The sequence below is a fragment of the Photobacterium kishitanii genome, from assembly GCF_000613045.3.
Lineage (GTDB): Bacteria > Pseudomonadota > Gammaproteobacteria > Enterobacterales > Vibrionaceae > Photobacterium > Photobacterium kishitanii.
Map to the genome: position 1 here is coordinate 1,887,469 of NZ_LN794352.1, position 22,007 is coordinate 1,909,475.

The following is a 22,007-nucleotide window of genomic DNA, read 5'->3' on the forward strand; positions in this document are numbered from 1 at the left end:
AGTTAACTGATTAAAGCTACACCCATCAGCAACACGCAATTATCAATGAATGAGCCAACAGGTACGGTGACAGCACCTTCACCCGTAGGTAACGTTTTAGTAAACACCCCATTATCAAAATAAGCTGCCTCACCGATAAATGATGGAGAATCGCCGGCTTTAATTGGTCCATCAAACAAACCACGGTAAGTACAGCTCACCACTTGGCCTTCTTGCGCAGAATAGTTCGGTATCACAATCAACGCACCGTACTTAACTGGCACATCTTTCACAAAACCACCCACTGGCGCTTTTAAATCAATCTTTGAACCATCAGCAATACGCATAGTGTTCTCTGTCCCTGTTGTTTATTTCACTTATAAAAAAGGATGCCGAAGCACCCTATAAGAATAGATATTATTTGGCGGCAAATGTTGCCTGAGCGATGCCACGACGATCGAGCACTTTCGAGGTCACATCATAAGTAATACGGAACTTCACACCGTCACTGCTCCAACCATCCCCCGTTTCTAACCAAGGATCTTGTGCGCCATCAAGAAAGCCCATCACCACCGAATCAAAATCTTTGCCGGTTAACGCAATCGCACCATTAATCATTGCTAATCGTGCGGTTTCAACCACCTTGGCAAACTTCTTATAGGCAGGATTAAACGTATCAGGTTTGCTGGCCGTATTAAGTACCGCTTCTAAGAATGAAGCATGGTCAGGGTTGGCTAACAGGATTTCACCGCGTAAATCTAATGCATCCCCTTCAGAGGTGGTCGCGGTCGCAAAGGCTTTATGCAGCGCCATCACTAAGGTTTGATAATCAGCAGCTGGAATATCATTGACTAAGTTACCCCATTTATTGGCACCACCCGCTTGGAACACACTCTTACCATCTCCCATTTTTCCGCTCAGAATGGCGTTAAACATCAACTTATCCGACAAACGATAAGCTGATTGCATGAACTTACGCGGGATTTTTGAGATCAAGGCAATCTCATCATTGATGATAGCTTGACGAGTAAAGGCAATTTCACGACCAAAACTGGCTAACTGAATTTTCTCTCCACTGCCTTTGATAGTGGCTGATTTGTATTCACCGTCTTCTGATACCGCCATTAAATCAGGCGCATCATTAATCAGAATTAAATCGGTTTCTTTAAAGTTAGGCAGGTTTTCAGTATTCGCCAAGTCTCGCCATAATGGTGCACGTACTTGTGCTTCATCTCGCATCACCGTTCGTACACTTTCGGTGATGATGTCAGCAAAATCGCCGCTGTTAAACGCACGAGCGACTAATTCATTCTTGTTACCGCAATATTTAGCATCCTTACCCACCGCGATTTCAGCCATATCAAGTAAGGTTTTTAAGCGGTACGGGTTATCTTTTTCAATTTCTCCCGTACCACAACGGGCATTTAGGGCATTTTGCAGCGCATCTTTAATAGTATTACCGTTGCCCACATGAATATGGGTATTGGTTAACCCTGTTGATGGTTGTTCTGCATTGGGCTCTTGGCCATTAATGGAAATCGAACCCAAGTATTGCAATATCTTGAGCGAACTATCTTCAGCACTGCAATTTAAATCATTGAGCATTTCATCACGCAGCGTGTCACTTACCTTATGGGTTGCACACAAAGCACGAATAGTCGATTGACGTTGGTTCTCGTTTTTTAACGCATTTTGTAATGCATCGTTATCGATAGGTTTAGGCATAGGATCACTTTGTTGGTTTATTAGAGGTTCAGGTGTCGGTGTTGCTGGCGGTTGCACAAGCTGATTCAATAAATCATCAGGGGTATGTTTAAAGGCTTTGGCTTGCAGCTCAGTGGCAGAGACTTTTTTAAGGCAATTGGATAAATCCACAGCATCAATCACCGCATCAATCAAACCAAACTCCAACGCTTGGTTGGCGGTGAACCAGGTTTCTTTTGCCATTGCTTGCAGCACATCATCTAACGACTTACCACAGCGTTCGGCATAGGCTTCTGCTATGGTCTGCTTGGCGTTCTTTAGTTGGGTTAACGCACTTTCTATTTCATTTTCACCACCCCAAGCACCAATAGCAGGATCATGAATCATCAGCTTAGCGTTTTCGGGCATTTGAATTTCATCGCAAGCCATTAAGAAATAGCTAGAAATCGATGCTACTAACCCATCAACGATGCCAATGGTTTTACCTTTATGGGCTTTAATGGCGTTATACATCGCCAGCCCTTCATAGACCGAGCCACCATAACTTTGAATACGGAACTCAGCATCTTGCGAGCCAACTGACTGCAGGGCTTTGATTAAATCAATGGCTTCAATGTCATAACTACCAATGTCACCATGGATCCACACCTTCACCGGTTGGCCTTCGCCTTGGTTATTAAGCGTGAACCACGATTTAGTTGTCTTTGGCATGTTGTGCCTCTTTGGTTGTGTGTTGGATCTTCGTTTGAACGTTATGCGCAGGATCAGCCGTACTCACAATGGCATCATCATTCATGGCTTGGCGTTCGGCTTTTATCTCGCGGCGTACAGCAACAGGGTTATAGTTGCGTTCACGTTGGAAGTGACTGAGTGATTGCAGCCCTAGACGAGTCCCTTTTTCAATACCACTCATCTCTTTAGCGGGATCAATCCACGGCATCACAGGCGCTTGATAAATAGCATTAAGTACTGAAACCGCATCCACTTCTTTAGGCACTACCAATTCCCGCGATAAAATCGCCATCTGTAGTGCCATTCGATATTGAGGACGGGTCCAACTGGTAACGAACTTACGTTGTAAAATTCGATAACGGGCAAAGGAATCAATCAGCTCTTGCCGTTGTGCTGAATAAGAACCGGTGTAATGACGGGTGACACTTGAGCAGTTAACACCTGCACCGGATGCCGCTAATCGCATTTGAGCATCACGAAATGGACTGCTCATGGCTTCTTGGCGCTTACTTTCAACAATGCCGGCATCTTCACCTGGGGCGAGTTCAAAACTGTTCCCCATCCCTAGAAAGATATCGCCGCCACGTTCAAAGTTATCAGCCTCACCTGAGCCCGTATCTCGTTTAATGAAATAGGCAAAGCGACTGGCAATCTGTGCACTAACACGCTCTGATTGATCGTAATCTTCAATATCAGCAATCAAATCTAGAACCGAATGCAGCAGTGTTACCCCTCGGTTTTGATGAAATCGACGGGTGAATTTTAAATGCGCCACAAATCGCGCATCGACTTCAGTAAAGGAAAAACCATGCGCATCACGCTGGATCAGCAATGACACCATCTGACCTAAACCATTACGACGAATACCTTCGTACATACCCTTTTCAGGCTCGTTGATATTCAGGGGAATGTAATCAGGCTCAAATGGCTGCACCCCAAACGGCGTTGTTGATGGGTATTCAATCCCTGCATCTCGTCCTAGGTAATAACGGGCAAACACTTCACCATCTCGCAGCCACGTTCGACAGGCTAACCATTCGGTTTCAGCCCGTGATAACTCACCATCAATGTTTTGTTGCAATGAAAACCGTTCAAACCATTCGCTGATCTTACGGGCAAAGTCAGTGTGAACATCACCGTTCATGTCTAACGGCTGTGGTTCAATCATAATGCCGTTAGGTCCTACGACATTGGCACACAGTTCATCAAGGATGGCGGTAACATAAGGCGTGTTTTCATCCATATGTCGTGCACGTTCGCGTAAAGATTTCGCATCTTTATTGATTTGGTTGGCTTTGCCAGTAGAACGAGCATTACGTTTTTTGGTATGAGGATTAGCAGGCAATGCAGCTTGGTATTTATTAATCAGGTTACGGTTATAAAGCCGTTCAGCCCCCGACTTAGGGTTAAAATAACAAATGATACGATCGGCTATATTCAATTTACTCAAGGTAGTTTCTCCGGATCATACTGCGGCGTCCTCCCTGATTTTCACGGCTAATCAACTGCTGCAGACGTTCTATTTCACGGCGAACCGTTGCCAAACTCGCAAAGGTCAGCTTTTCCCCTTCTGCTGTTTCAACCGCTTGTTGCATCAAGATCTTTTTCTCGGCATCGAGATACCACTGCAGCCGTTCACGTTGGGTTGTCATCCAAAAATTCCTTTTGAGTGGTTATATCGTCGACGCGCCACCCGCTCAAACTTCGGCGTTTGGTCTGCATCAACCACATTGCTATTAAATTGCCAATCAGCAGCCCATGCTGGCGGGTTATCCCAATGGATATCATCACCGCCTTTGTAATGCATACCGGCTTCGGCATAGGCACATAAATCAAAGGATTCATTACGTGCACCATCAGGCTTTTGCCAATGGCCAAGCTCATCAATATATTCAACGGTAAGTTCATCAAACCAAACCCGATCCGCCCAACCCGGTAAATGAAAGAACCGCGCACCAAACTCTAATCGTGAAAAACTGGCAGCAACACGATTTTTTAAACGGTTGGTATGCAGCATTAACAATGGGATTTCACCGTTGGCCAACTTACTGCGTTTATCGGGATAGGTTTCTTTAACAAGATCATCGATATCACGGCTTGCCCCTTTCACTAATCGGAATAGATGCGATAAGCCATGCCCTTTGAGGCGGTTATAAAACTGATAAGCATGATCGGTAACAGATGAGCTTTTCTGCTTACCTTTTTTCTTCTCACCTGAGCCACCGGAATCACATAGGGTTAATACCGGCTTCATCACCCGTCCTGAACCATCCGCTAAGGGATAGGTTTTCTTGATCACTTGCTCAATCAATAAATCCCAATCTTCGGCATACACCATTGGGTTAATACGGTCATTGTTACGATAGGGATTAGTAAGGATTTCAAAGCGGTCAATCACCCACCGTTGCAGCCCTTCACCATAAACATGGGCTTGCACCACAAAACGTGGGTTCTGTTTGCCGCCTTGCACATCGATGGACATCATTAAGAAGCGTCCACCTAATGGCACAATGCCACGTTCATGATCAGCAGCTCGCGCCATTAACTGATGCGCACCGACTTCTTGACCACGCGACTGCATCACATAAGGTCGCCCCATACGGACGTTGATAAAGGTTTTTAATGACTCTTCATCACCACAGTCTTTGTACAAGGCATCCGCATTAAGAAAGCGATACACCAAGTTTTCCCAACTGGCATAGGCTGCCACAATGCCTTCAAACCAAAACGTTGCCCATTTACTGGTTCGAATGGCTGATTCATCGGTGACAACATCACCATATTGGTCAATTTCACCATCACGAAACCAACGGCCTTCAAGGTTCATTGTCTGTTTTTGTGATTCAGTATGGCGATGGCAACAACGAGGACATTCCACCCAAGCGGTTTTAGCGGCTTCTAAAGGCTCAGGATGTTGTTCCCATTTGAGGGTTTCAAAATCAGGACGAAAATAGCTATGACAGTCTTGGCATAGCCAATAGAAACGGCGGCGATCACCTTGGTTATATAAGTCAGCTATACCACCACAAGGCTGAGATTCATGCGGTGATAAGTCTTCAACCCGTTTAGGGTTACGCACAATACGACCAGGAGAAGATTCAGCCATCACCATACCGGATGATTTTGCGTTTTGAACACGCATCAGCATCAGTTCAAACTTAGAACCTTCTTGGCCTACCGCATCATCAGCACGATCGTAATCGGTCGCGCCGGCATAACGATACGTAGATGCAGATAAACTGGTTTCAGTGGCAGAATCCAACTTTAAGATCATGCCATTTTTAAATTTCTTCGAGGTGATATTGTCATCAGCCTTACGCCCTGTTCGCAGCTTGGCAATGCCTACGGTAGCTGAAAAGCTTCGTTCTAAATCAACCTTCGACATATCGGTAGCTTTAGTCTTGGTACTGTAGATAAGCAGCATGTCACCAGGGGCTTGGGTGACGGTATAATTTATCCAACCTTCCACCATCGCTTTGGTTTTTCCTGAACGCGCAGGACCAACCACAATCACTGCTTCATAAATACGTCGAGCCAAACAATTTAACGGCTCTCGCATATACGGGACTTGTGACGATAAGAACTTAGTCACATCGGTACCATCTGAGATCCACAGTTCATCATCAGCTGCTTCCACCGGTGTTTTATCCGTGGGTGCACACAAGTAAGCAAAACTGCGACGAATAGCTTTGGCATTAGCAAACTCAATCCCTAAACGGGCATCAAACTGTCTCAAGCTCATCAGCGACCGCCTTTAAATCAAAATTAAGCAGAGTTTCTAAATCTTCAAGTTGTTGCGGTGTCGCGGTAGGAATAGCGGATTCAATACGGGTGATCACCTTGTCTTTAAAGCCTTTAACACTGGCAATACAGACAGCAATTTCATTTTCATAATCTTCTTTGGTGACACTCTCACCAGATTCCCGCATCAAAATCAGCTTTTCACGTTCACTTTGTACATACGCCCGTAATTCAGCTGCCGTTTTAAACCCCATTAAATCGGGTGCATCTGATTCTTTACGCGGTTGTTGGCATAGGTATGGCGCGACTTGCACCACATCATAAAGTGGCGTGTTGCCCTTATAAGCGACAGGAGAAACCCCTGCCGCTTTTAAGTTCTTACGAATGGTTGAACGGTGTTTACCAAACTGTTCAAGTTCGGTGGTATTCCAAAAACGTTTTTCATTATTCATGGCACTCTCAATCGTGGTTATGGCTCTCCCTCTGTAATGGGTAACGCCGCACATTGTATTGGATCGTTATAACAACGGCGTAGATTTTCAATTTGTGCAGCACACAGCGAGAAATGGTGTAACCACACCGGATCACGTTTAGCAGCTTCACCCCAAGTCATGGGCGGTTTATGAAATGGTTGTTTGCAGCTAATCAAATACGCAGCAGGTGGTTTGATGTATTCAATTTTGTATTGAGTCACCACTTGCGGGCTTGGTGTAGTACAACCACTGACTAGCGTTAGGGATAGGCAAATCAGCACACTTTTCATGAGCAATATCCTTATCGATTTGACGTTGCGCTTTTAACGCCCGTTGTTGCCATTGCTGACGTTGACGCTCGTTATGCTCGGCGGCTAATCGTTCTTGGTGAGATGCTTGCTCTAAACGGGTAATGGTAGATTGCATCGACTGATTAACTTCCACTAACTGATTTGATTTGGTTTGTTGTTCCACAACCAGTACTTGAGCCGCTTCCAGCTTTTGCACCACATGTGAATACTTCCACATCAACATCGATACCACAGTTAATACACCAACAACCCCGATTAGCTTAAACTTACTGATAGCCATACAAGCAAACCTTTTGCTCTGCTAAACGGCGTTTAACAATACCTGCACAGTGACTGCTATCAAGTCGGCAATCTTTACCATTCACATACACCCAGCGTGGAAACTCATTACAAGCAGCGGTTAAATGCCCTGCTTTAAGTTTCTTAAGATAGGTGGAACTGCGAAAGTTGCCAGCCCCTAGGTTAAACACGAATGACACAGCCATATCGTATTGAGGACCAGCAGGTAATGTCACTTGCCTATCAACCACCTTTTCCGCCGCACTGATATCTTCAATGTACCAATCCGCAATGGTTTCGGTGGTTGCTTTGTCTCCTTGTTTTACTCCTTTGGTATGGCCTAACCCTGCAGTCCAACGGTCAGCACTGCATTGATAAGCGGATGATGAACACCCCTCTAAATTACTGATAAACGCTAATCCATCAGGGCTTGTTTTTAAATCGTGATGAGTACCAGCAACAACCGCCAGCACACTCGCGACCAAGCAGCCAATAACGCCACTAGTCTTCTTCAATTTGCTCATAAATTTTCTTCACCTCTGGATGGTTTTGCAGGGCTTTGAGGGTTCGATGTCGATAAAACCAGTTAATAAACGCGGTAAATACGGTGGCAAAAATAGAGATGAGCACCCCTATTTCGTTCATGGAAAGACCAGAGGCTACACCGGTTAAACCTGCCCACAGGTAGGCAAACCAGCTAATAACTTTCTCTCTCATAGGCGAATTTCAGACATAAAAAAACCGCCTCAAAGGACGGTTATGGATTTAATGGGATCCTAAAACGACAAAGCCCCACCGAGTAGGTGAGGTTCTGCAATGTGGAAAGATTGCAACATAAAACGAATAATGTCAATTCTAGTCATTTAAAAAAAAACGAAATACGCTATAATTCCATACAACAATATACATAAAAAAAGGCACAGCAATGACCAATCCAATAGTACAATTAGCTGAAATACAAGACAATATAATTAGCGAAATAGAACATGCCAAACAAAATATAAAAACTGATGGTTATCCAATGTCTATTGGTGAAATTATCAATTTATATCGTGATGGCGATATAATTCTCGACCCTGCTTTTCAAAGATTATACCGATGGGAAGATGAGCAAAAAACTAAACTTATAGAATCCATATTAATAGGAATCCCAATTCCTGAAATATTCGTAGCCCAAAAAGCAGATAATACATGGCATGTCGTTGATGGTGTTCAACGCCTATCTACAATATTACAACTAGCTGGCGTACTAGATACTTATACTCCTTTAACACTTCAAACATGTAAATATATCCCATCATTAGAAGGGCAATCTTGGAAGACTTTGCCGATAGAAATTCAACGAGCATTTCGTCGTTCTAAAATAAAAATAAGTATTATTCTTACTCAGAATAGCGATGAGGCACAGTATGAATTATTCCAGCGATTAAATACGGGAGGAAGTGCTCTATCTCCACAAGAAGTTCGTAATTGTTTAATGTTAATGATTAATCCAGAATTCTTTGATGTAATCAATGAATTGAAAGATTATGATAACTTCAAGCAATGTTTACAACTAAATGAAGATGATTATAAAAAAGAAAATCATATGGAACTTATTCTTCGAATGTTTATTGGTTATGAAAATAAAGTTAAATATGAAGAATATGGCTCTCTTCATTCTATTATTATGGGTGATTTTATTGATAAAGAAACTATAAGGTTAATGAAAAATTCAGATACAGAAAAATTCAAAGATATATTCAAAAGAACTTTTGATAAGCTAAAAAACTGCCTTGCTGATCAATCATTCCATAAATACGACATTCAAAAAGATCGATTCAAAGGTGGGTTTAATGTTTCTGTATTTGAAATGCTTACAATTGGAATATCATCAAATATAACTCAAGTAGAACAGTTAGGTAATGATTTATTAATTGCGAAAATTAAAGAAATCTATGTTACAAATGAAATTCAAACTAGTTTTGGTCGCGGAGTTAGAGCTATAAAAAGATTTAAAGATGTTACTAATTTTTCTAAAACTTACTTTGAATAAAAAGAAAACTAATGGATAAGTTAGATATTTTCACTAATCATTTAGAAGATGATTTATCATGGAGAAAGCAAGAACTAACTATGTTATTTCTTAGCCATTCAGATGCAAATGAGTTCATCTTAAATAAATCATTGATTTTAATGATTTATTCTCACTGGGAAGGCTATATAAAAAACTCTTGCAAACAATATTTACTATATGTTTCCAAAAATAAAATACAAACAAATTTATTAACATCAAATTTCAAAGCTATTATGGTGAAAGGTCATGTTAATGAAGTAATAAATAGTAATAATGCTCTTACTTTATCAAATGAAATATCATTACTTGAGAAAATAAATGGGAATATATATAAAAACTTTAATATCCCTGATACCATTCTTGCAGAAAAAGACAAAACATTCATTAACACTCATGATAATTTAAACTTTAAAACACTAAGATCATTTTGTAAAATAGTTGGTATAGGTAATATTGATTTTATTGCAAGCAGACAAAACTATATAAATGAAACATTATTAGCGCAACGCAATGCAATTAGTCATGGAAATAAAATAGATCCAGAATCAGTAGCATTCAATCTCAATAGAGACAGTATTTTAAAGTTAAGAGATTTAATATTTTTAATTATGGATTATATAAAAGATGAATTATCTATTTTTGCAGAAAACGAGTTTTATTTACAAAAAAACGAAGATAAAAAACTAGTTCATATTAATTTAGTTTCGAATAACATTAAAACAAAATTAAATAAGATATTTCCTCCTGAAGAATAATATCTATTATAAAAAGAAGAGAGGTTATCCTCTCTTCTTTTTTATGCTATTCGTGCGGTCCCATAAAACGATCACCATTAAAGTGGATCATATGATCAGGGTTATCTGCAATCCATACTTCTGTTTCCCATGCAATATCAGCTGCATTTTTTCTGAACTCATTTCGATGAGGGAAAGCTGTTACATAAACACGCCCTACTTTACATCCTTTTAAAGCTTCTTCTAGTTCCAACCAACGTTTAGGGCTAACTGGACCATGGCTAGTTACTGCTTCAATTAAGAATAACCATTTTCGTTCCACATCATAAACAACAACATCTGGTAGTTTATCGTGAGACATAGGTGGAACATTCAGTGATTCAAGATATTCTTTTTCTAGAATCATGTGCTTGCCCCCTTCATTACGGCTACTAGCTGTATCCCCGATGTAAAGCACCTTACCTCCTTCTTTTACAAAACGAGGACAGAACTCATGAACAATATCTGCATGAAGTTGATTGTGAGCCCCTGGAGACAACTTTATTTCCATACCATTTGGTAGCTTAACTGGAATTTTCTCTTTTTCTATTGTGCGTTCGTATTGTGCTTGTAGAGTCGGTACAGCATCAGAAAATACTTTTACCAATTCTTTCCAATTACCGTTAGGGTATGCGTGCAAAATATCAATAATAGGTTGATTAAGTGAATAGTTATTATCTTTGCTATTCGTTGCTCGTGCAGGATCATCCCTATTACGATCAACTATTTGTGCTTGATCAAATTGATGAAGAGTTTGACGCCTAATAGTTTCGCGTGAGTTTGGTTTGTAATCCTTATCATATTCCGTACGGATGAAATCCATTATGCTTACAGTTGGTAATAGAGGAGCCGTAGCAGCACTCCAATCATCCTCAGCTCTAACATTTGCTAATGATAAGAATACCCAACCAGATCTATCGTTATATTGTTGACTTGGAAGCCCAAGTGCTTTGAGGATTTCTTTAGCTTGTTCCAGTTTTAATGTCTTCATTTTTATCATGATTTACTGATACTAAAATAATTCTTGATTTACTCTACACCAAGCATCAGCTTCTTTCTTTCTTTTAAACATTTTTTTTGCGATACTCCCTACAAATTAATTACTGTATAAATGATCAAGTATGACTGAACTAACAAGAAATTTATCTCTTAACCTAAATGATATTGCAGATGCAAATAGGCTTGAAGCAAACAAGCAACTTGATGAAAAACTAAGAGGTAAACTTGGGCAATTTATGTCATCTTCTTCAGTCTCGAAGTTGCTAGCTAATATGTTTGAAAATGTAGATGGCGAACATCGATTACTCGATGCTGGTGCTGGTGTTGGTTCATTGACTGCGGCTTTTGTAGAGCGTGTAAGAGAACATGCAAGCAGCATTGACTCAACTTGCTACGAGCTTTCAAATGTAATGAATCATTATCTTTCTGATACATTAAAAAATTGTTCAAATACGTGCAACCAGAATAATATTACTTGGATACAGCAGGTAATTGAAGATGATTTTATTGAGCATACAGTGAAGACTTTACTGCAAGATAATTATATTCCAAAGTTTAATAAGGTTATTATTAATCCTCCATATTTAAAGATAGCGGCTAAAGGTAACGAAAGACAATTACTGAATAAGGTCAAATTTTCAACAGGTAATCTATACTCTGCTTTTGTAGGCTTAGCTATCAAATCATTAGAAGAACATGGCGAGTTAGTAGCCATAACTCCTCGTTCATTCTGTAATGGACCATATTTTAATGATTTCCGTAAATTAATTTTAAATAACTGCTCTCTTAACAAGATTCATGTTTTTAACAGTCGCAAATCAGCATTTAAAGCAGATAAAGTATTACAGGAAAATATTGTTTATCATCTAACAAAAGGTGAACCTCAGCGTAAAACAGTAATAGTCACTTCTAGCGCTTGTGCTGAAGATCCTAATCCAATTGTATTTGAAGTACCTTTTAAAGAAATCGTCAGTGAAAATAATCCTGAACGATTTATTCATGTCATTACAAGTGAAGATGAAAGACAGATAGCCATTAAAGCAGGAGGACTACCTTGCTCTCTTGCAGATCTAGGCATTCAGGCTAGTACCGGTAAAGTTGTTGATTTCCGTACACGTGATAATCTATGTACTGATTATCTTACTGATTCTGTGCCTTTAATTTACCCTCAACACTTACAGAACTGCTCTATAAATTGGCCTATTAAAAATGCAAAAAAACCTAATGCACTATTAAATAATAATAATACAGCTAATTTAATGGTACCAAATGGCACTTATGTCCTAACTCGAAGATTAACAGCCAAAGAAGAAAAAAGAAGAATCGTCGCTTCAATCTATACTGCTGATATAGCTGATGTTGACGTTGTTGGCTTCGAAAATAAAACAAATTATTTTCATGCACTAGGTCAGCCTTTAGATGATGACTTAGCTAAAGGACTATGGTTATTTTTAAATAGTTCTCTTGTAGATAAGTACTTCCGACAAATGAACGGTCATACTCAAGTAAATGCAACTGATTTAAGAACACTTCGATACCCTCATAAAGAACAATTAATTTTGATGGGAAGATTAATTGACTTTAAAGAGTTTAATCAAGAAAGAGTTGATAAAATAATTGAAAGTATTATTAATTAATTTTCTATCTATAATATCTTACATATCAAATAACAACCAGCGTCACTATCTTTATTGTTAGCCATAAAATATCACATCAGTAATCCAATAACGATGTAACTTTATTGGATTACTGTATTCTCTATAAATTTACGCCACAAGCCTACCCTCTTCCCTCTTAACCTGCTCTTCCATTGCCATAACTGCCACAGTCCTATTTTTTACCAACCATAATCCCAACTGATTTAACACCATGTTATAACGCTTAAAGCGGCTATAAGTCACAGGCAAAACTTGAGCAAAATAGGCAAATCGAGTTTCTTGAGTCCATACGATACGGCCGGCTTTACAGCATTGGCACTTACGACGATTGCGATTTTTATCTACTACAATTGCACTACCATTACACTCAGGACACACTTGGCCGTTCTGTTGGGTCGCTTCAGCAATCGCAGTTGCACATAAAGCTATTAATGCCTTATCAGGATAAACACCGCGCCAATCTTCCATTAACCGTAATGTTTCACCCCTGGTCGCTATTTGTAGTTGTTTAAGTGCATGGACATCTCTTAGCCCTTCAACAAACAATACCAACCACCCTACTGGCGATTCATGCCAGCATAGCCCGACTACCGCTAATTGTTCTTCTGCAGACAATAATGCTTTACCGCCACCAGACTGAGGATCGTAGTTGATTCCTTTAATCGCAAATTTACTCAACAGGGTTTCGATTCTCATGCTGGTTGTGTTCCTTTGTTAATTCTAAAACTTGACCAATTAAACGTTACCCACTTACCGTCTTCCATAATACGGTCGACAGCTGCGCGGCCTAAAGTTGTTATAAGTTCATCACTCTGAAGATTAGTAATCACCCCTGTTGGTTTTTCTAGGGTATAACGTTCATCAATGATGCGATTAATCATTACTCGCTCGTTATTGCTGTTGTGCTGAACGCCCAATTCATCTATCACCAGCAAATCGACATTACTCAGAAAACGAATCAGTGCTGTTTCACTGGTTGCTGAGTCTTGACGGTAAGTATCACGAAATTTAAGCATCAATTCGGCAACGGTGATCACCACTACTGATCGGCGTTGCTGAAGTGCTTGATTAGCAATCGCACACGCTAAATGGTTTTTACCTGTGCCTGATGTACCCGCAAAGATAAAACCGCCACAAGCACGATCATTCAGTAAATTATCCATGAACACTTTTGATTCATTGAACGCATGTTGCTGACCTGCATTCTGAATCACGAAGTTATCAAAGCTACAGTGTTGGTGACGCTTCTTGATACCTGAACGCCCTAATGCTTTTGATACTCGTGTTTGTTGATTTTGCTCATAGACATTCCTACCTAACTCACTCGTTTCACGCTGATGAATGGCTTGCATTTGCTCATAGGTGTATGGCTTCACATGGGCTGGCATAGCTTGCGCTAAACGTTGCATGATGTTCATAGGTAATCCTCCGGTGGACCATATTTGCCATCACTGGCACCCATTCGTTGTGTGGCTGAAATTTGTTTGTTAGTACGCTCTGCTGCCCATTTGTTGGCATTGCGCATACCGTTACGCCAAGCTGCTACCCAATCTAAATATTTACAATCACGGGCTTTCATCGCATCCGCCCACTGACACGTTGCCGCTTGTGCATCGAGTGTAAAACCTTGTGCTGAGTACCACTGCTGCATTGACTCGGTGATGGTGAAATCATCTGCCAGTTCAGTTTTCAATTTACGCTGAGTACGAACAGGCTTGGTGTTACGTTCCTGTGGTGCGGATAGTGGTTGCTCAGTAATTTCAGAATCTTGATAAGCATCCTCACAAGGGACTATAGGGTTATTGATCTGTATTATCGGATCTGTATTGGATCTGTTAATGGATTCGGTAATTTTCCCGTTTCCTAGGTTTCGGTGAGATCCCCGAATGGATTCGGTAATATTCCCGTTTCCATTCGGTAAATTTACCGAATCGGAATATTGGCTAAAAAAGATGATTTCCATTAGCTTTGCTTCGTTAAATTTGTAGTGCACTGTCGGTACACCATTAGCCTTCTTACGGGCCGTCTCTAAGCAATCATTTAAGCGTGTTTTTAGTTTCTTCAATGCATAGCGAACTTGATCGATAGAGAAGCCTAATTCATCCGCCAATTGCTCATGACGTTTATAGAACCAACCATCTGTTCTGGTTGTACGACCAGACCAAAACACTAACTGAGACAGCACTGCAGCTTGGTTTAAATCACCCTTACAAAAGCGAATATAAACACGCGGAATACTGATATTGGCTTCATTACCTGACAGCTCTCGTATTGCGTTAAATAACCCTGACATACCGCCCCCGTACCTGTATTGATGTAGTGTTGATTGCTTGATAACACTTATTCATGGCTGCCAACCTTTTGATTTTTAGCAGTCATTAAAGTCTCTAAATACCCAAGTAAAGGTTTATGAGATCCTTCACTTTCTTGTACTTCTCGGTAAGCAGCACGAAGCTGTTCTACGGTGGCGTTATCAGGTAGCAACAATAACGATGACAGTGCTTCGGATGATTCTTTATTAAACATCGCCAGTAGCTGATCACGTTTAGGTGTTTCACTCCCCATTCCTATTACAGCTACAGAAAACCCGAGTGGATTTAAAAACGCATTGAGCGCATCAGAAGCTCGCTGTTTGGGTAAGGCAACCAAAATAGCCGGTAACAAATCCATCATGGTGGCTTTGGCTTCAATACTGGTTCGTTCTAAATAACGGAAAAAGTTTTGTTGGTTGTTCTTATCATCAGCCCCTACCGGTTTAAGCAATTGCTTTCGTTGTGCATCAACTTCAAACGGTAAATCCATGTTGTGATATTGACGAGCAACTTTTTGAGCAATGAACTCTTTACTGACTTCAGTACGCCATCCCTCTACAGCGTTACGCATAACGCTTTTTAGGCTCTGAATTGACATGCGGGTTTTCCTTAACTGTATAAATAACCAGAAGATGGACAATCATCTATAATCAGATTGTTTCGTTACTATTTTTCAGTGCTGGTAACTTAAAAATGGATGGTGCTAAAACAACATAATCCAGTTTGGTTAATTCATGAGCTTGCTGCATTCGCCCTGATTTAGCAGGAAATTCTTTCTCTAATTCCCATTTCCGAAATGCAACAGAAGACACACCAAAAAATTCAGCTGCTTTTTTTAGAGAACCATCAAAGTACGTTGCCTTAACGTGAGTAACTACATTTTCCAAGTTAATAACCTCAAAAGTAACTATTGGTTATTAAATTAAACACTAACTGATAGTTATAGTCAATAGATGTAAAATAACCTTTGGTTAATTAATCGGTGGCTCTATGGTTTACGGTGAAGATAAAGCAAAAGAATTTGCAGATAGGCTGAATAGCATCTGCGATAGGAATGGGATTCCTGTTCGTGGTCGCGCCGGTTATCTAAAGGAAAGACTTCCATTTACCATATCACTCGTTGGCGTTAGGAAATGGCTAATAGGTGAATCAATTCCTGACACAAAAAAACTCGCAGATATTGCTATTCTACTAGATAGCACAGTTGAAGAGTTAATATCAGGAAATCAAGGAGATAACATAACTCCTTCAGTTACACCAATCAAACCAGATACAAACACTACACCAGTCAAAGCACGTTTTGTTCCTATCATCTCCTGGGTACAAGCTGGCGATTTTTGTTCGTCAGAAACACAAGTATTACCTTATGACTGTGACATGATTCTATGTCCAGAGCCTTCAGCATCAGATAAAACCTTTGCTTTACGTGTGGTCGGTGACTCTATGACCGCTCCTTTTGGGCGTACCTATCCCGAAGGAACTATTATCTTTGTAGATCCAGATAAAGAGCCATCAGTAGGCAAACGTGTAGTCGCACGAACAGCTAAAGGACAAACATTTAAACAATTAGCTCATAATGAATTTGGTGAGCTTTATTTAAAACCATTGAACCCCGCGCATCACCCTATCTTTGAAAAAGATATTCATATTTGTGGAGTTGTTATCGGTAGTTATAATCCTGAATAACCGTCTATAACTCATACTTAATCCTAATTTTCCACGAATTATCGTGGATTTTTTTTATTTCCAAATAATAATCACTATTAAATATTATCTAACCGATAGTTACAAAAGTAACTAATGGTTATTGACAATGTGTTTATTTTAACTAAACTAACCAATAGTTACTTTTCACTAAGATATGTGATCAATGAATACCAGCGATAAAAAGCGTGAACAAGCACGTAAACGCGCCCAACGTTTGAGAGATAACCGCAAAACCAATGGCGTGACCAGTTTTCCTCTCCCATTAAATAATATGGAGATCGAACGGCTAAATGAGATCTGTAAATTTTTCTCTTATCCCAATACAACTTGTGATAGCGCCGAAGCATTACAACTAATGATCCATCGTATTCATGGCGAGATGGAACAAATCAAACAATCACTTGGTACTTGCCAACATTGTGGTGAGTCATTACCGGAAGGATGTGCAAAATTAAAGGCGGGGGGCTTATTTAAAGGTGATGCCCGTTGCTGGCACACCATGAATCGTGTTCGTCTTTCTCAACCATCAAATAAAAGGATTTAATCATGCAGAATCTAATTATTACCTCCCCTGAATTAGTAGAACTAACAGGTTATAGCCGCGCTGCAGATCAAGCTTCTTGTTTAAGAAGCCACGGCATCTTTTATGTTGAAGGGAAAGATGGTCGTATAAGAACAACCTGGTATCACATTAACCATCCAGCTTCGCACAGTAATAATAATGATGGCTTTAACTTAGAGGCATTAGCATGAGAGAACGTAATAACAAAGGCGATCGAAAACTACCACCTCGTGTCTATGCTCATGGTAAAAAATACCGCTGGCATCCTAAATCAGGTGGTTCGATTGCTATATGCCCTATTGAATCCCCTTTATCATTAGTATGGCTTGAGTATGAAAAGCTGATTAATAAACATAGAAGAAATACCGCTGAATTATTTCATGAATATTTTGATTCACCGCAATTTAAAGCACTTGCACCATCAACACAACGTTCTAATTTGGCACGAGTACCAATATTAATAAAAGTGTTTGGTAACATGAATCCTAACGCTTTATTACCTAAACATATTCGAGCATTTATGGATAAACGTGGTGAACATTCAATATCAACGGCAAATAATGACTTTTCATTACTTTCCAAAGTTATGCAGTGGTCATACGAACGTGGCAAGATAAATAAAAATCCATGTCGTGGAGTAAGAAAGTTCTCAGCCAATCAACGTGATCGTTATATTACAGATGAAGAGTATCTTGCTGTTTACCAATGCGCTAATGCCATCACTAAAGTTGCAATGGAACTGGCCTATTTATGTGCAGCTCGTAAAGGTGACATATTAAAACTTGAGTACTCGCATTTATTAGAAGATGGTATTTTCATTACTCAGTCTAAAACTGGCAAGAAACAAATTAAGATGTGGTCACAACGCTTACGTGAAGCCATTACCCTATCTGAAACCTTAGCTGAAAAACAAACTAACTTTGTACTTCGTCGCCCTAATGGTCAAAAAGTTCACGATCGTTCGCTACAAGATTATTGGCAAACAGCAAAAAAGAAAGCCGCTTTAGAATATGGCATTAATACGGATTTCACGTTTCATGATTTAAAAGCTAAAGGTATTTCAGATTACGAAGGGACCATGGCAGACAAACAACGGTTCTCTGGCCATAAAGAATTCGCTCAAGTTAATACCTATGATCGTAAAGTGGATATGGTGCCACCACTCAACCTAAAAAGTATTAATAAACCAAAGAGTGATCAATAGCAAAAAGCCCTCCTGCTTGAAGTGAGGGCTTTTTGCGTTGAGGTTATAGCGTTAACTCTAGCTCATCTGTGTACAAAAGTAAGTTAGACGTTTCACTCTATTTCGGTGAATTGATATTAGAAAAACTATGGGTACTGTTGCAATAGCAGATGCAACCTTACTCACCAGAGTGCTTTGACTTATTAAACTCCGTAGTAACCGTCGACAAGATCTCCGATGACTATAGAATTAGAACAAGCATTTATCTCAAGCCAATTTTTCATATAAGCTCTATCACTCTCTGACGCTGAGGAATATCGTCCGTCACCACATAGAAATAGCGAATAATCATTTAAAGTACCACCTCCTCCTGCTATGAGATTTCGACTCTCAACAACTTCGATTATATCATCTATAAATGCATCAAATTCAACATCATTAGCGACTTTTACTTTAAATGTAACCTCGAATCCAAATACAGCAAATTCGCCTAAATAGAGCTTCTTCATTATACGCTTAGATTTATTATGTACTTTATCTAGTTTCATGAGTTTTCCTTGCGAAATTTAACTATTTTGAATATATCAGCTAATAAACATTTAATAATGCAAACACATTAACTAGCCGTAAATGAGTATTTATACTCAATCATATTAAGGCATTAATGAGTTAGCTGATCACTAACTTATTAGTGGACATAAACTACTTAGATTACTTGCTCTATTTAGACTGGTAGATATTAGAAAAAGTAAGGGTAACGCCCAGTTAAGGGGTAAGCAACGCAATACCTAAGCCGCTGTATACCACCTTAATCACTTAAAGCAACACATAGTAAAAATGCCACGCGTTGCGAATCACTACCAAACAATTTGTTATGCTTATATTTCGACTAACTCTGGTTCTTCAGGTGAATAGTGATGATCGTAATTATCATTTTGATGCTTTAGGTAATGCTGAATGTCTTTCAGTTCATAAGGCGTATACATTGTTTTTGTTTGTCTTACACCAATCATATTTACCCAACCAGTGATGTTATCCATATAATCATGAGATACACGATAAATATTAACATTTTTACTACTTTTGCATTTTAACTGATTTGGATAAACACTAAATATGTTCAAGTGCGAGTTATAATATTCAGCGACTCCAAGAGAGAACCCTATTGCTAAATTATGAGATATTGGTAATAAATTGAAGTTATTGTTCTGATTGATCATTACCACATTAGGACTTGTTGTAAAGACGGGTCTTACTTCAGTACTATCGAATTCATAGCCCGTATGGTAAATACCAGTGATATGAATTTTTGAGAACATTTCATTTCTAACTCTATTTAAATAGCCTAGTGGTGAGGGAATATTTTTAGCTTCAGCTATCATAGAAAGAAAAAGTATAGCTTTACATTTTACGTACACTTCCGAGTCAGATTCAATAACTCTTAGCATTTTCCTAAAAATACTTTGAGTAAAAAATGGTTGGACGTGGCTCGGTGGATTAATGATTAGCTCTCTAATGTTTTCATAATTTTTTACTATATCGAGCAAAATATGCTCTAAGAGATCTTCTTTATCATCCATTTTATTTTGAGGATTAAAAAAACCAAGTAACATTTGGATAACCATGAAGTTAACCATTTTCTCTAATGCGTTTCCTTTTTGACTAACATCAAGTAGTTTGTGGAATTTATGCTTGTGCACTAATTCATTGAATAGAACAGAGGTATCCCTCTCGTATTCAGATAATTCATCCTCTATATCAAATTTTTTTTTAGAGTCACCGTCAATTAACATAAAACAATCTTTATTAATTGCTATTGATGATATTGGTAACGGAATTTCTTTAATATCATTCTCACCATCATCTGATATATTAACTGTGTGACACCACACTCTTTGCTTATCTTTTGGTGAGTTTGCCGTGTCATCACTACGAAAATTTCTTAAAAACCACTGAGACAACATATGTTGATTTTTCGTATATTTCATATTTCCAACTTCTTCGAATTAAAGTGATGAGCAACACTACCACTTGTAATCACTATCCCCAACTTGAACTGAAAATGCTACGTTGAGAATCTGCCTTAAATATTTTTTATATATTTGTTTATTTCCGCTCTCATTCGTTTTCAATTTTTTCTATCAAGTCAAAATAATTAATTTCATACTTAGTTGCTTTTGATAACTCCAATAATATCGCGCTCTCTAAATCATCAAAAATCACATCTAACTGCTTTTATAACGCCTATGCCTCCATTTTATATAACAGAATATTAATAAGTATTCTTACTTAAATACACTCATGTATTTCTCCAATTATATTCCATTTGACTCATAAGCATAATGAACTTAATTGCATTATTATGTTTCAAAGTGTTTATGAGAAATATAGAAAGCAAGAAATCTACTTAATCAGTCTTGTTAAACAAAAATTGAAAATAGAATTGTTTAATTTTCATATTTTTATGAGGCAACTTTCGCTTTCAATAATAAATATTTCTTATTAAAAACGAAACTCAAGTGCTATAATCATCATAGCTCGTTATAACTGTCCAAATAAACAGTAAATAAAACTAATCCCAAACGAGTTAATAAGATAGGAATGGGTATTTGTTCTAAGTAACTTTGGGGCACTTCTGATTTACGAAGTGGCATCAGTTAAGTGTGATCACTAAGCGATTCTGTCGTATTGTAACTACCAAGCCTATTAACCTATACCATAGACTTACATTTCTAAAAACTATAATACTTCATATTAATCCCTCCTATCTAAATAAACAATTTCGACTATTACAGCCAGAATAAATCGCTAAACCCCACCATATTAAATTCACTTATTTTAGATAATTATGCATTCGTGTTTTCTGAAAAAACACAAAATAATCATTTATATTAGCAATTCATATTAGCAAAACGTTATCAATTGGGATTTAGCAGGAAAATAAGAAGAAATGTGAATACAACTGAAGGGAGAAAAGGAGGTAAAACAGCGTTCACCTCCATAGTTATAACTTATTGTATCTTATGGTTTTTAGCTAAGAAAGCATCGAGTTTATTAGCAAAATTTTGGCGGTCAGCTTGCGTTAATGCAGACGGTCCACCTGTCTGAATTCCACTACTCCGCATGGTTTCCATAAAGTCACGCATTTGTAGGCGTTGTTTGATGGTGTCTTTCGTATAAAGCTCGCCACGAGGGTTTAGGGCATGTGCGCCTTTGGTGATGAGCTCATCAGCTAAGGGAATATCAGCAGTGATCACTAAATCCCCTACTTCGGCTTGCTGCACAATGTAGTTATCTGCGACATCAAAGCCTTGTTCTACCTGAATCGAGCGTAAAAAGGGTGATGGCGGTGTACGAATATATTGATTAGCCACCAGCGTTACGTGTATTTTAGCGCGATCGGCGGCGCGAAAAAGAATCTCTTTCACTACGTTTGGACATGCGTCTGCATCAACCCAAATTTTCATTGATCATTCCTTTATTCATTTTATATAAAAAACCGCCTTATATAAAGGCGGCTTTTATTTAATTCTTTGGC

General features: G+C 39.0%; 26 protein-coding genes. 7 read left to right on the forward strand and 19 right to left on the reverse strand.

Going from position 1 to position 22,007, the window contains the following annotated elements:
* Window positions 1-2: 2 nt before the first annotated feature.
* From PPBDW_RS08925 to PPBDW_RS08970, 10 genes are all read right to left on the reverse strand, one after another.
* Window positions 3-326: a hypothetical protein gene (locus tag PPBDW_RS08925; protein WP_036794930.1), complete on the reverse strand. Its 324-nt coding sequence runs from the start codon at window positions 324-326 to the stop codon at window positions 3-5.
* Window positions 327-396: 70 nt separating this feature from the next.
* A complete protein-coding gene (locus PPBDW_RS08930; protein ID WP_036794933.1) occupies window positions 397-2,394 on the reverse strand; it encodes a ClpP-like prohead protease/major capsid protein fusion protein in 1,998 nt (665 codons plus the stop codon).
* Window positions 2,378-3,865, reverse strand: coding sequence for a phage portal protein (locus PPBDW_RS08935; protein ID WP_036794935.1), 1,488 nt, complete (start codon window positions 3,863-3,865; stop codon window positions 2,378-2,380). Before PPBDW_RS08935 ends, PPBDW_RS08930 begins: the two co-directional genes overlap by 17 nt.
* Window positions 3,858-4,067: a hypothetical protein gene (locus PPBDW_RS08940; RefSeq protein ID WP_036794937.1), complete on the reverse strand. Its 210-nt coding sequence runs from the start codon at window positions 4,065-4,067 to the stop codon at window positions 3,858-3,860. The genes PPBDW_RS08935 and PPBDW_RS08940 overlap by 8 nt, the downstream gene beginning before the upstream one ends.
* Window positions 4,064-6,157: a terminase gpA endonuclease subunit gene (locus PPBDW_RS08945; protein ID WP_036794939.1), complete on the reverse strand. Its 2,094-nt coding sequence runs from the start codon at window positions 6,155-6,157 to the stop codon at window positions 4,064-4,066. Before PPBDW_RS08945 ends, PPBDW_RS08940 begins: the two co-directional genes overlap by 4 nt.
* Window positions 6,138-6,608: a hypothetical protein gene (locus tag PPBDW_RS08950; RefSeq protein WP_036794941.1), complete on the reverse strand. Its 471-nt coding sequence runs from the start codon at window positions 6,606-6,608 to the stop codon at window positions 6,138-6,140. The genes PPBDW_RS08945 and PPBDW_RS08950 overlap by 20 nt, the downstream gene beginning before the upstream one ends.
* A gap of 17 nt (window positions 6,609-6,625) precedes the next feature.
* A complete protein-coding gene (gene lysC, locus PPBDW_RS08955) occupies window positions 6,626-6,919 on the reverse strand; it encodes an Rz1-like lysis system protein LysC (protein ID WP_243423006.1) in 294 nt (97 codons plus the stop codon).
* Window positions 6,831-7,220: a hypothetical protein gene (locus PPBDW_RS08960; protein ID WP_036794945.1), complete on the reverse strand. Its 390-nt coding sequence runs from the start codon at window positions 7,218-7,220 to the stop codon at window positions 6,831-6,833. The genes lysC and PPBDW_RS08960 overlap by 89 nt, the downstream gene beginning before the upstream one ends.
* Window positions 7,207-7,743 carry a lysozyme gene (locus PPBDW_RS08965; protein ID WP_036794946.1) on the reverse strand — a complete coding sequence of 179 codons (537 nt, stop codon included), beginning with the start codon at window positions 7,741-7,743 and terminating at the stop codon, window positions 7,207-7,209. Before PPBDW_RS08965 ends, PPBDW_RS08960 begins: the two co-directional genes overlap by 14 nt.
* Window positions 7,721-7,936 (reverse strand): HP1 family phage holin, encoded by a 216-nt coding sequence (locus PPBDW_RS08970; RefSeq protein ID WP_036794948.1) that lies wholly within the window; start codon window positions 7,934-7,936, stop codon window positions 7,721-7,723. The genes PPBDW_RS08965 and PPBDW_RS08970 overlap by 23 nt, the downstream gene beginning before the upstream one ends.
* Before the next feature lie 208 nt (window positions 7,937-8,144).
* Between PPBDW_RS08970 and PPBDW_RS08975 the strand changes: the two genes are divergently transcribed.
* Both PPBDW_RS08975 and PPBDW_RS08980 read left to right on the forward strand, forming a co-directional pair.
* A complete protein-coding gene (locus PPBDW_RS08975; RefSeq protein WP_036794949.1) occupies window positions 8,145-9,254 on the forward strand; it encodes a DUF262 domain-containing protein in 1,110 nt (369 codons plus the stop codon).
* Window positions 9,255-9,265: 11 nt separating this feature from the next.
* On the forward strand, window positions 9,266-10,030 hold the full coding sequence (locus tag PPBDW_RS08980; RefSeq protein WP_054262040.1) for an MAE_28990/MAE_18760 family HEPN-like nuclease: 765 nt from the start codon (window positions 9,266-9,268) through the stop codon (window positions 10,028-10,030).
* 46 nt (window positions 10,031-10,076) lie between these two features.
* Here the strand turns inward: PPBDW_RS08980 and PPBDW_RS08985 are convergent, their stop codons facing one another.
* Entirely contained in the window at window positions 10,077-11,048 is a 972-nt protein-coding gene (locus PPBDW_RS08985; protein ID WP_036794952.1) for a BsuBI/PstI family type II restriction endonuclease, read from the reverse strand.
* 121 nt (window positions 11,049-11,169) lie between these two features.
* Here PPBDW_RS08985 and PPBDW_RS08990 point away from each other — a divergent pair, with 121 nt between their 5' ends.
* The gene (locus PPBDW_RS08990) at window positions 11,170-12,684 is read left to right on the forward strand and encodes an Eco57I restriction-modification methylase domain-containing protein (RefSeq protein ID WP_036794953.1); all 1,515 of its coding nucleotides are present in this window, start codon (window positions 11,170-11,172) and stop codon (window positions 12,682-12,684) included.
* 129 nt (window positions 12,685-12,813) lie between these two features.
* On the opposite strand, the gene PPBDW_RS08995 is transcribed toward PPBDW_RS08990, so the two are convergent.
* From PPBDW_RS08995 to PPBDW_RS09015, 5 genes are read right to left on the reverse strand one after another with little or no spacing between them, the layout of a single operon-like run.
* Window positions 12,814-13,401, reverse strand: a complete 588-nt coding sequence (locus PPBDW_RS08995) for a hypothetical protein (RefSeq protein ID WP_036794954.1) — start codon at window positions 13,399-13,401, stop codon at window positions 12,814-12,816.
* The gene (locus tag PPBDW_RS09000) at window positions 13,398-14,123 is read right to left on the reverse strand and encodes an ATP-binding protein (RefSeq protein WP_036794956.1); all 726 of its coding nucleotides are present in this window, start codon (window positions 14,121-14,123) and stop codon (window positions 13,398-13,400) included. Before PPBDW_RS09000 ends, PPBDW_RS08995 begins: the two co-directional genes overlap by 4 nt.
* Window positions 14,120-14,998 (reverse strand): hypothetical protein, encoded by an 879-nt coding sequence (locus tag PPBDW_RS09005; RefSeq protein WP_054262042.1) that lies wholly within the window; start codon window positions 14,996-14,998, stop codon window positions 14,120-14,122. Before PPBDW_RS09005 ends, PPBDW_RS09000 begins: the two co-directional genes overlap by 4 nt.
* A gap of 47 nt (window positions 14,999-15,045) precedes the next feature.
* Window positions 15,046-15,615 carry a toxin YdaT family protein gene (locus PPBDW_RS09010; RefSeq protein WP_036794957.1) on the reverse strand — a complete coding sequence of 190 codons (570 nt, stop codon included), beginning with the start codon at window positions 15,613-15,615 and terminating at the stop codon, window positions 15,046-15,048.
* Window positions 15,616-15,667: 52 nt separating this feature from the next.
* The gene (locus PPBDW_RS09015; protein ID WP_036794958.1) at window positions 15,668-15,904 is read right to left on the reverse strand and encodes a hypothetical protein; all 237 of its coding nucleotides are present in this window, start codon (window positions 15,902-15,904) and stop codon (window positions 15,668-15,670) included.
* 103 nt (window positions 15,905-16,007) lie between these two features.
* On the opposite strand from PPBDW_RS09015, the gene PPBDW_RS09020 reads away from it, so the two are divergent.
* The 4 genes from PPBDW_RS09020 (at window position 16,008) to PPBDW_RS22790 (ending at window position 18,490) form a co-directional block, all read left to right on the forward strand.
* On the forward strand, window positions 16,008-16,703 hold the full coding sequence (locus PPBDW_RS09020; protein WP_054262043.1) for a S24 family peptidase: 696 nt from the start codon (window positions 16,008-16,010) through the stop codon (window positions 16,701-16,703).
* Between the two features lie 184 nt (window positions 16,704-16,887).
* Complete coding sequence (locus PPBDW_RS09025; RefSeq protein WP_036794960.1) at window positions 16,888-17,268, forward strand: hypothetical protein; 381 nt, start codon at window positions 16,888-16,890, stop codon at window positions 17,266-17,268.
* A 2-nt stretch (window positions 17,269-17,270) separates the two neighbouring features.
* Window positions 17,271-17,477 (forward strand): DUF4224 domain-containing protein, encoded by a 207-nt coding sequence (locus PPBDW_RS09030; protein WP_036794961.1) that lies wholly within the window; start codon window positions 17,271-17,273, stop codon window positions 17,475-17,477.
* Complete coding sequence (locus tag PPBDW_RS22790) at window positions 17,474-18,490, forward strand: tyrosine-type recombinase/integrase (protein WP_036794962.1); 1,017 nt, start codon at window positions 17,474-17,476, stop codon at window positions 18,488-18,490. The genes PPBDW_RS09030 and PPBDW_RS22790 overlap by 4 nt, the downstream gene beginning before the upstream one ends.
* A gap of 182 nt (window positions 18,491-18,672) precedes the next feature.
* Here PPBDW_RS22790 and PPBDW_RS09040 read toward each other — a convergent pair whose 3' ends face one another.
* The 3 genes from PPBDW_RS09040 to PPBDW_RS09050 form a co-directional block, all read right to left on the reverse strand.
* Complete coding sequence (locus PPBDW_RS09040) at window positions 18,673-19,017, reverse strand: 50S ribosome-binding protein YggL (protein ID WP_036794964.1); 345 nt, start codon at window positions 19,015-19,017, stop codon at window positions 18,673-18,675.
* Window positions 19,018-19,347: 330 nt separating this feature from the next.
* A complete protein-coding gene (locus PPBDW_RS09045; RefSeq protein WP_036794965.1) occupies window positions 19,348-20,457 on the reverse strand; it encodes a DUF4238 domain-containing protein in 1,110 nt (369 codons plus the stop codon).
* 1,023 nt (window positions 20,458-21,480) lie between these two features.
* A complete protein-coding gene (locus tag PPBDW_RS09050) occupies window positions 21,481-21,936 on the reverse strand; it encodes a YaiI/YqxD family protein (RefSeq protein ID WP_036794967.1) in 456 nt (151 codons plus the stop codon).
* Window positions 21,937-22,007 lie beyond the last annotated feature (71 nt).

What these genes read in the sequence shown, in the direction of transcription:
- PPBDW_RS08925 (WP_036794930.1), bottom strand. Translation starts at nt 326, where the DNA reads ATGCGTATTGCTGATGGTTCAAAGATTGATTTAAAAGCGCCAGTGGGT.
- PPBDW_RS08930 (WP_036794933.1), bottom strand. Translation starts at nt 2,394, where the DNA reads ATGCCAAAGACAACTAAATCGTGGTTCACGCTTAATAACCAAGGCGAA.
- PPBDW_RS08940 (WP_036794937.1), bottom strand. Translation starts at nt 4,067, where the DNA reads ATGACAACCCAACGTGAACGGCTGCAGTGGTATCTCGATGCCGAGAAA.
- PPBDW_RS08945 (WP_036794939.1), bottom strand. Translation starts at nt 6,157, where the DNA reads ATGAGCTTGAGACAGTTTGATGCCCGTTTAGGGATTGAGTTTGCTAAT.
- PPBDW_RS08950 (WP_036794941.1), bottom strand. Translation starts at nt 6,608, where the DNA reads ATGAATAATGAAAAACGTTTTTGGAATACCACCGAACTTGAACAGTTT.
- lysC (WP_243423006.1), bottom strand. Translation starts at nt 6,919, where the DNA reads ATGAAAAGTGTGCTGATTTGCCTATCCCTAACGCTAGTCAGTGGTTGT.
- PPBDW_RS08960 (WP_036794945.1), bottom strand. Translation starts at nt 7,220, where the DNA reads ATGGCTATCAGTAAGTTTAAGCTAATCGGGGTTGTTGGTGTATTAACT.
- PPBDW_RS08965 (WP_036794946.1), bottom strand. Translation starts at nt 7,743, where the DNA reads ATGAGCAAATTGAAGAAGACTAGTGGCGTTATTGGCTGCTTGGTCGCG.
- PPBDW_RS08970 (WP_036794948.1), bottom strand. Translation starts at nt 7,936, where the DNA reads ATGAGAGAGAAAGTTATTAGCTGGTTTGCCTACCTGTGGGCAGGTTTA.
- PPBDW_RS08975 (WP_036794949.1), top strand. Translation starts at nt 8,145, where the DNA reads ATGACCAATCCAATAGTACAATTAGCTGAAATACAAGACAATATAATT.
- PPBDW_RS08980 (WP_054262040.1), top strand. Translation starts at nt 9,266, where the DNA reads ATGGATAAGTTAGATATTTTCACTAATCATTTAGAAGATGATTTATCA.
- PPBDW_RS08985 (WP_036794952.1), bottom strand. Translation starts at nt 11,048, where the DNA reads ATGATAAAAATGAAGACATTAAAACTGGAACAAGCTAAAGAAATCCTC.
- PPBDW_RS08990 (WP_036794953.1), top strand. Translation starts at nt 11,170, where the DNA reads ATGACTGAACTAACAAGAAATTTATCTCTTAACCTAAATGATATTGCA.
- PPBDW_RS08995 (WP_036794954.1), bottom strand. Translation starts at nt 13,401, where the DNA reads ATGAGAATCGAAACCCTGTTGAGTAAATTTGCGATTAAAGGAATCAAC.
- PPBDW_RS09000 (WP_036794956.1), bottom strand. Translation starts at nt 14,123, where the DNA reads ATGAACATCATGCAACGTTTAGCGCAAGCTATGCCAGCCCATGTGAAG.
- PPBDW_RS09005 (WP_054262042.1), bottom strand. Translation starts at nt 14,998, where the DNA reads ATGTCAGGGTTATTTAACGCAATACGAGAGCTGTCAGGTAATGAAGCC.
- PPBDW_RS09010 (WP_036794957.1), bottom strand. Translation starts at nt 15,615, where the DNA reads ATGTCAATTCAGAGCCTAAAAAGCGTTATGCGTAACGCTGTAGAGGGA.
- PPBDW_RS09020 (WP_054262043.1), top strand. Translation starts at nt 16,008, where the DNA reads ATGGTTTACGGTGAAGATAAAGCAAAAGAATTTGCAGATAGGCTGAAT.
- PPBDW_RS09025 (WP_036794960.1), top strand. Translation starts at nt 16,888, where the DNA reads ATGAATACCAGCGATAAAAAGCGTGAACAAGCACGTAAACGCGCCCAA.
- PPBDW_RS09030 (WP_036794961.1), top strand. Translation starts at nt 17,271, where the DNA reads ATGCAGAATCTAATTATTACCTCCCCTGAATTAGTAGAACTAACAGGT.
- PPBDW_RS22790 (WP_036794962.1), top strand. Translation starts at nt 17,474, where the DNA reads ATGAGAGAACGTAATAACAAAGGCGATCGAAAACTACCACCTCGTGTC.
- PPBDW_RS09040 (WP_036794964.1), bottom strand. Translation starts at nt 19,017, where the DNA reads ATGAAACTAGATAAAGTACATAATAAATCTAAGCGTATAATGAAGAAG.
- PPBDW_RS09045 (WP_036794965.1), bottom strand. Translation starts at nt 20,457, where the DNA reads ATGAAATATACGAAAAATCAACATATGTTGTCTCAGTGGTTTTTAAGA.
- PPBDW_RS09050 (WP_036794967.1), bottom strand. Translation starts at nt 21,936, where the DNA reads ATGAAAATTTGGGTTGATGCAGACGCATGTCCAAACGTAGTGAAAGAG.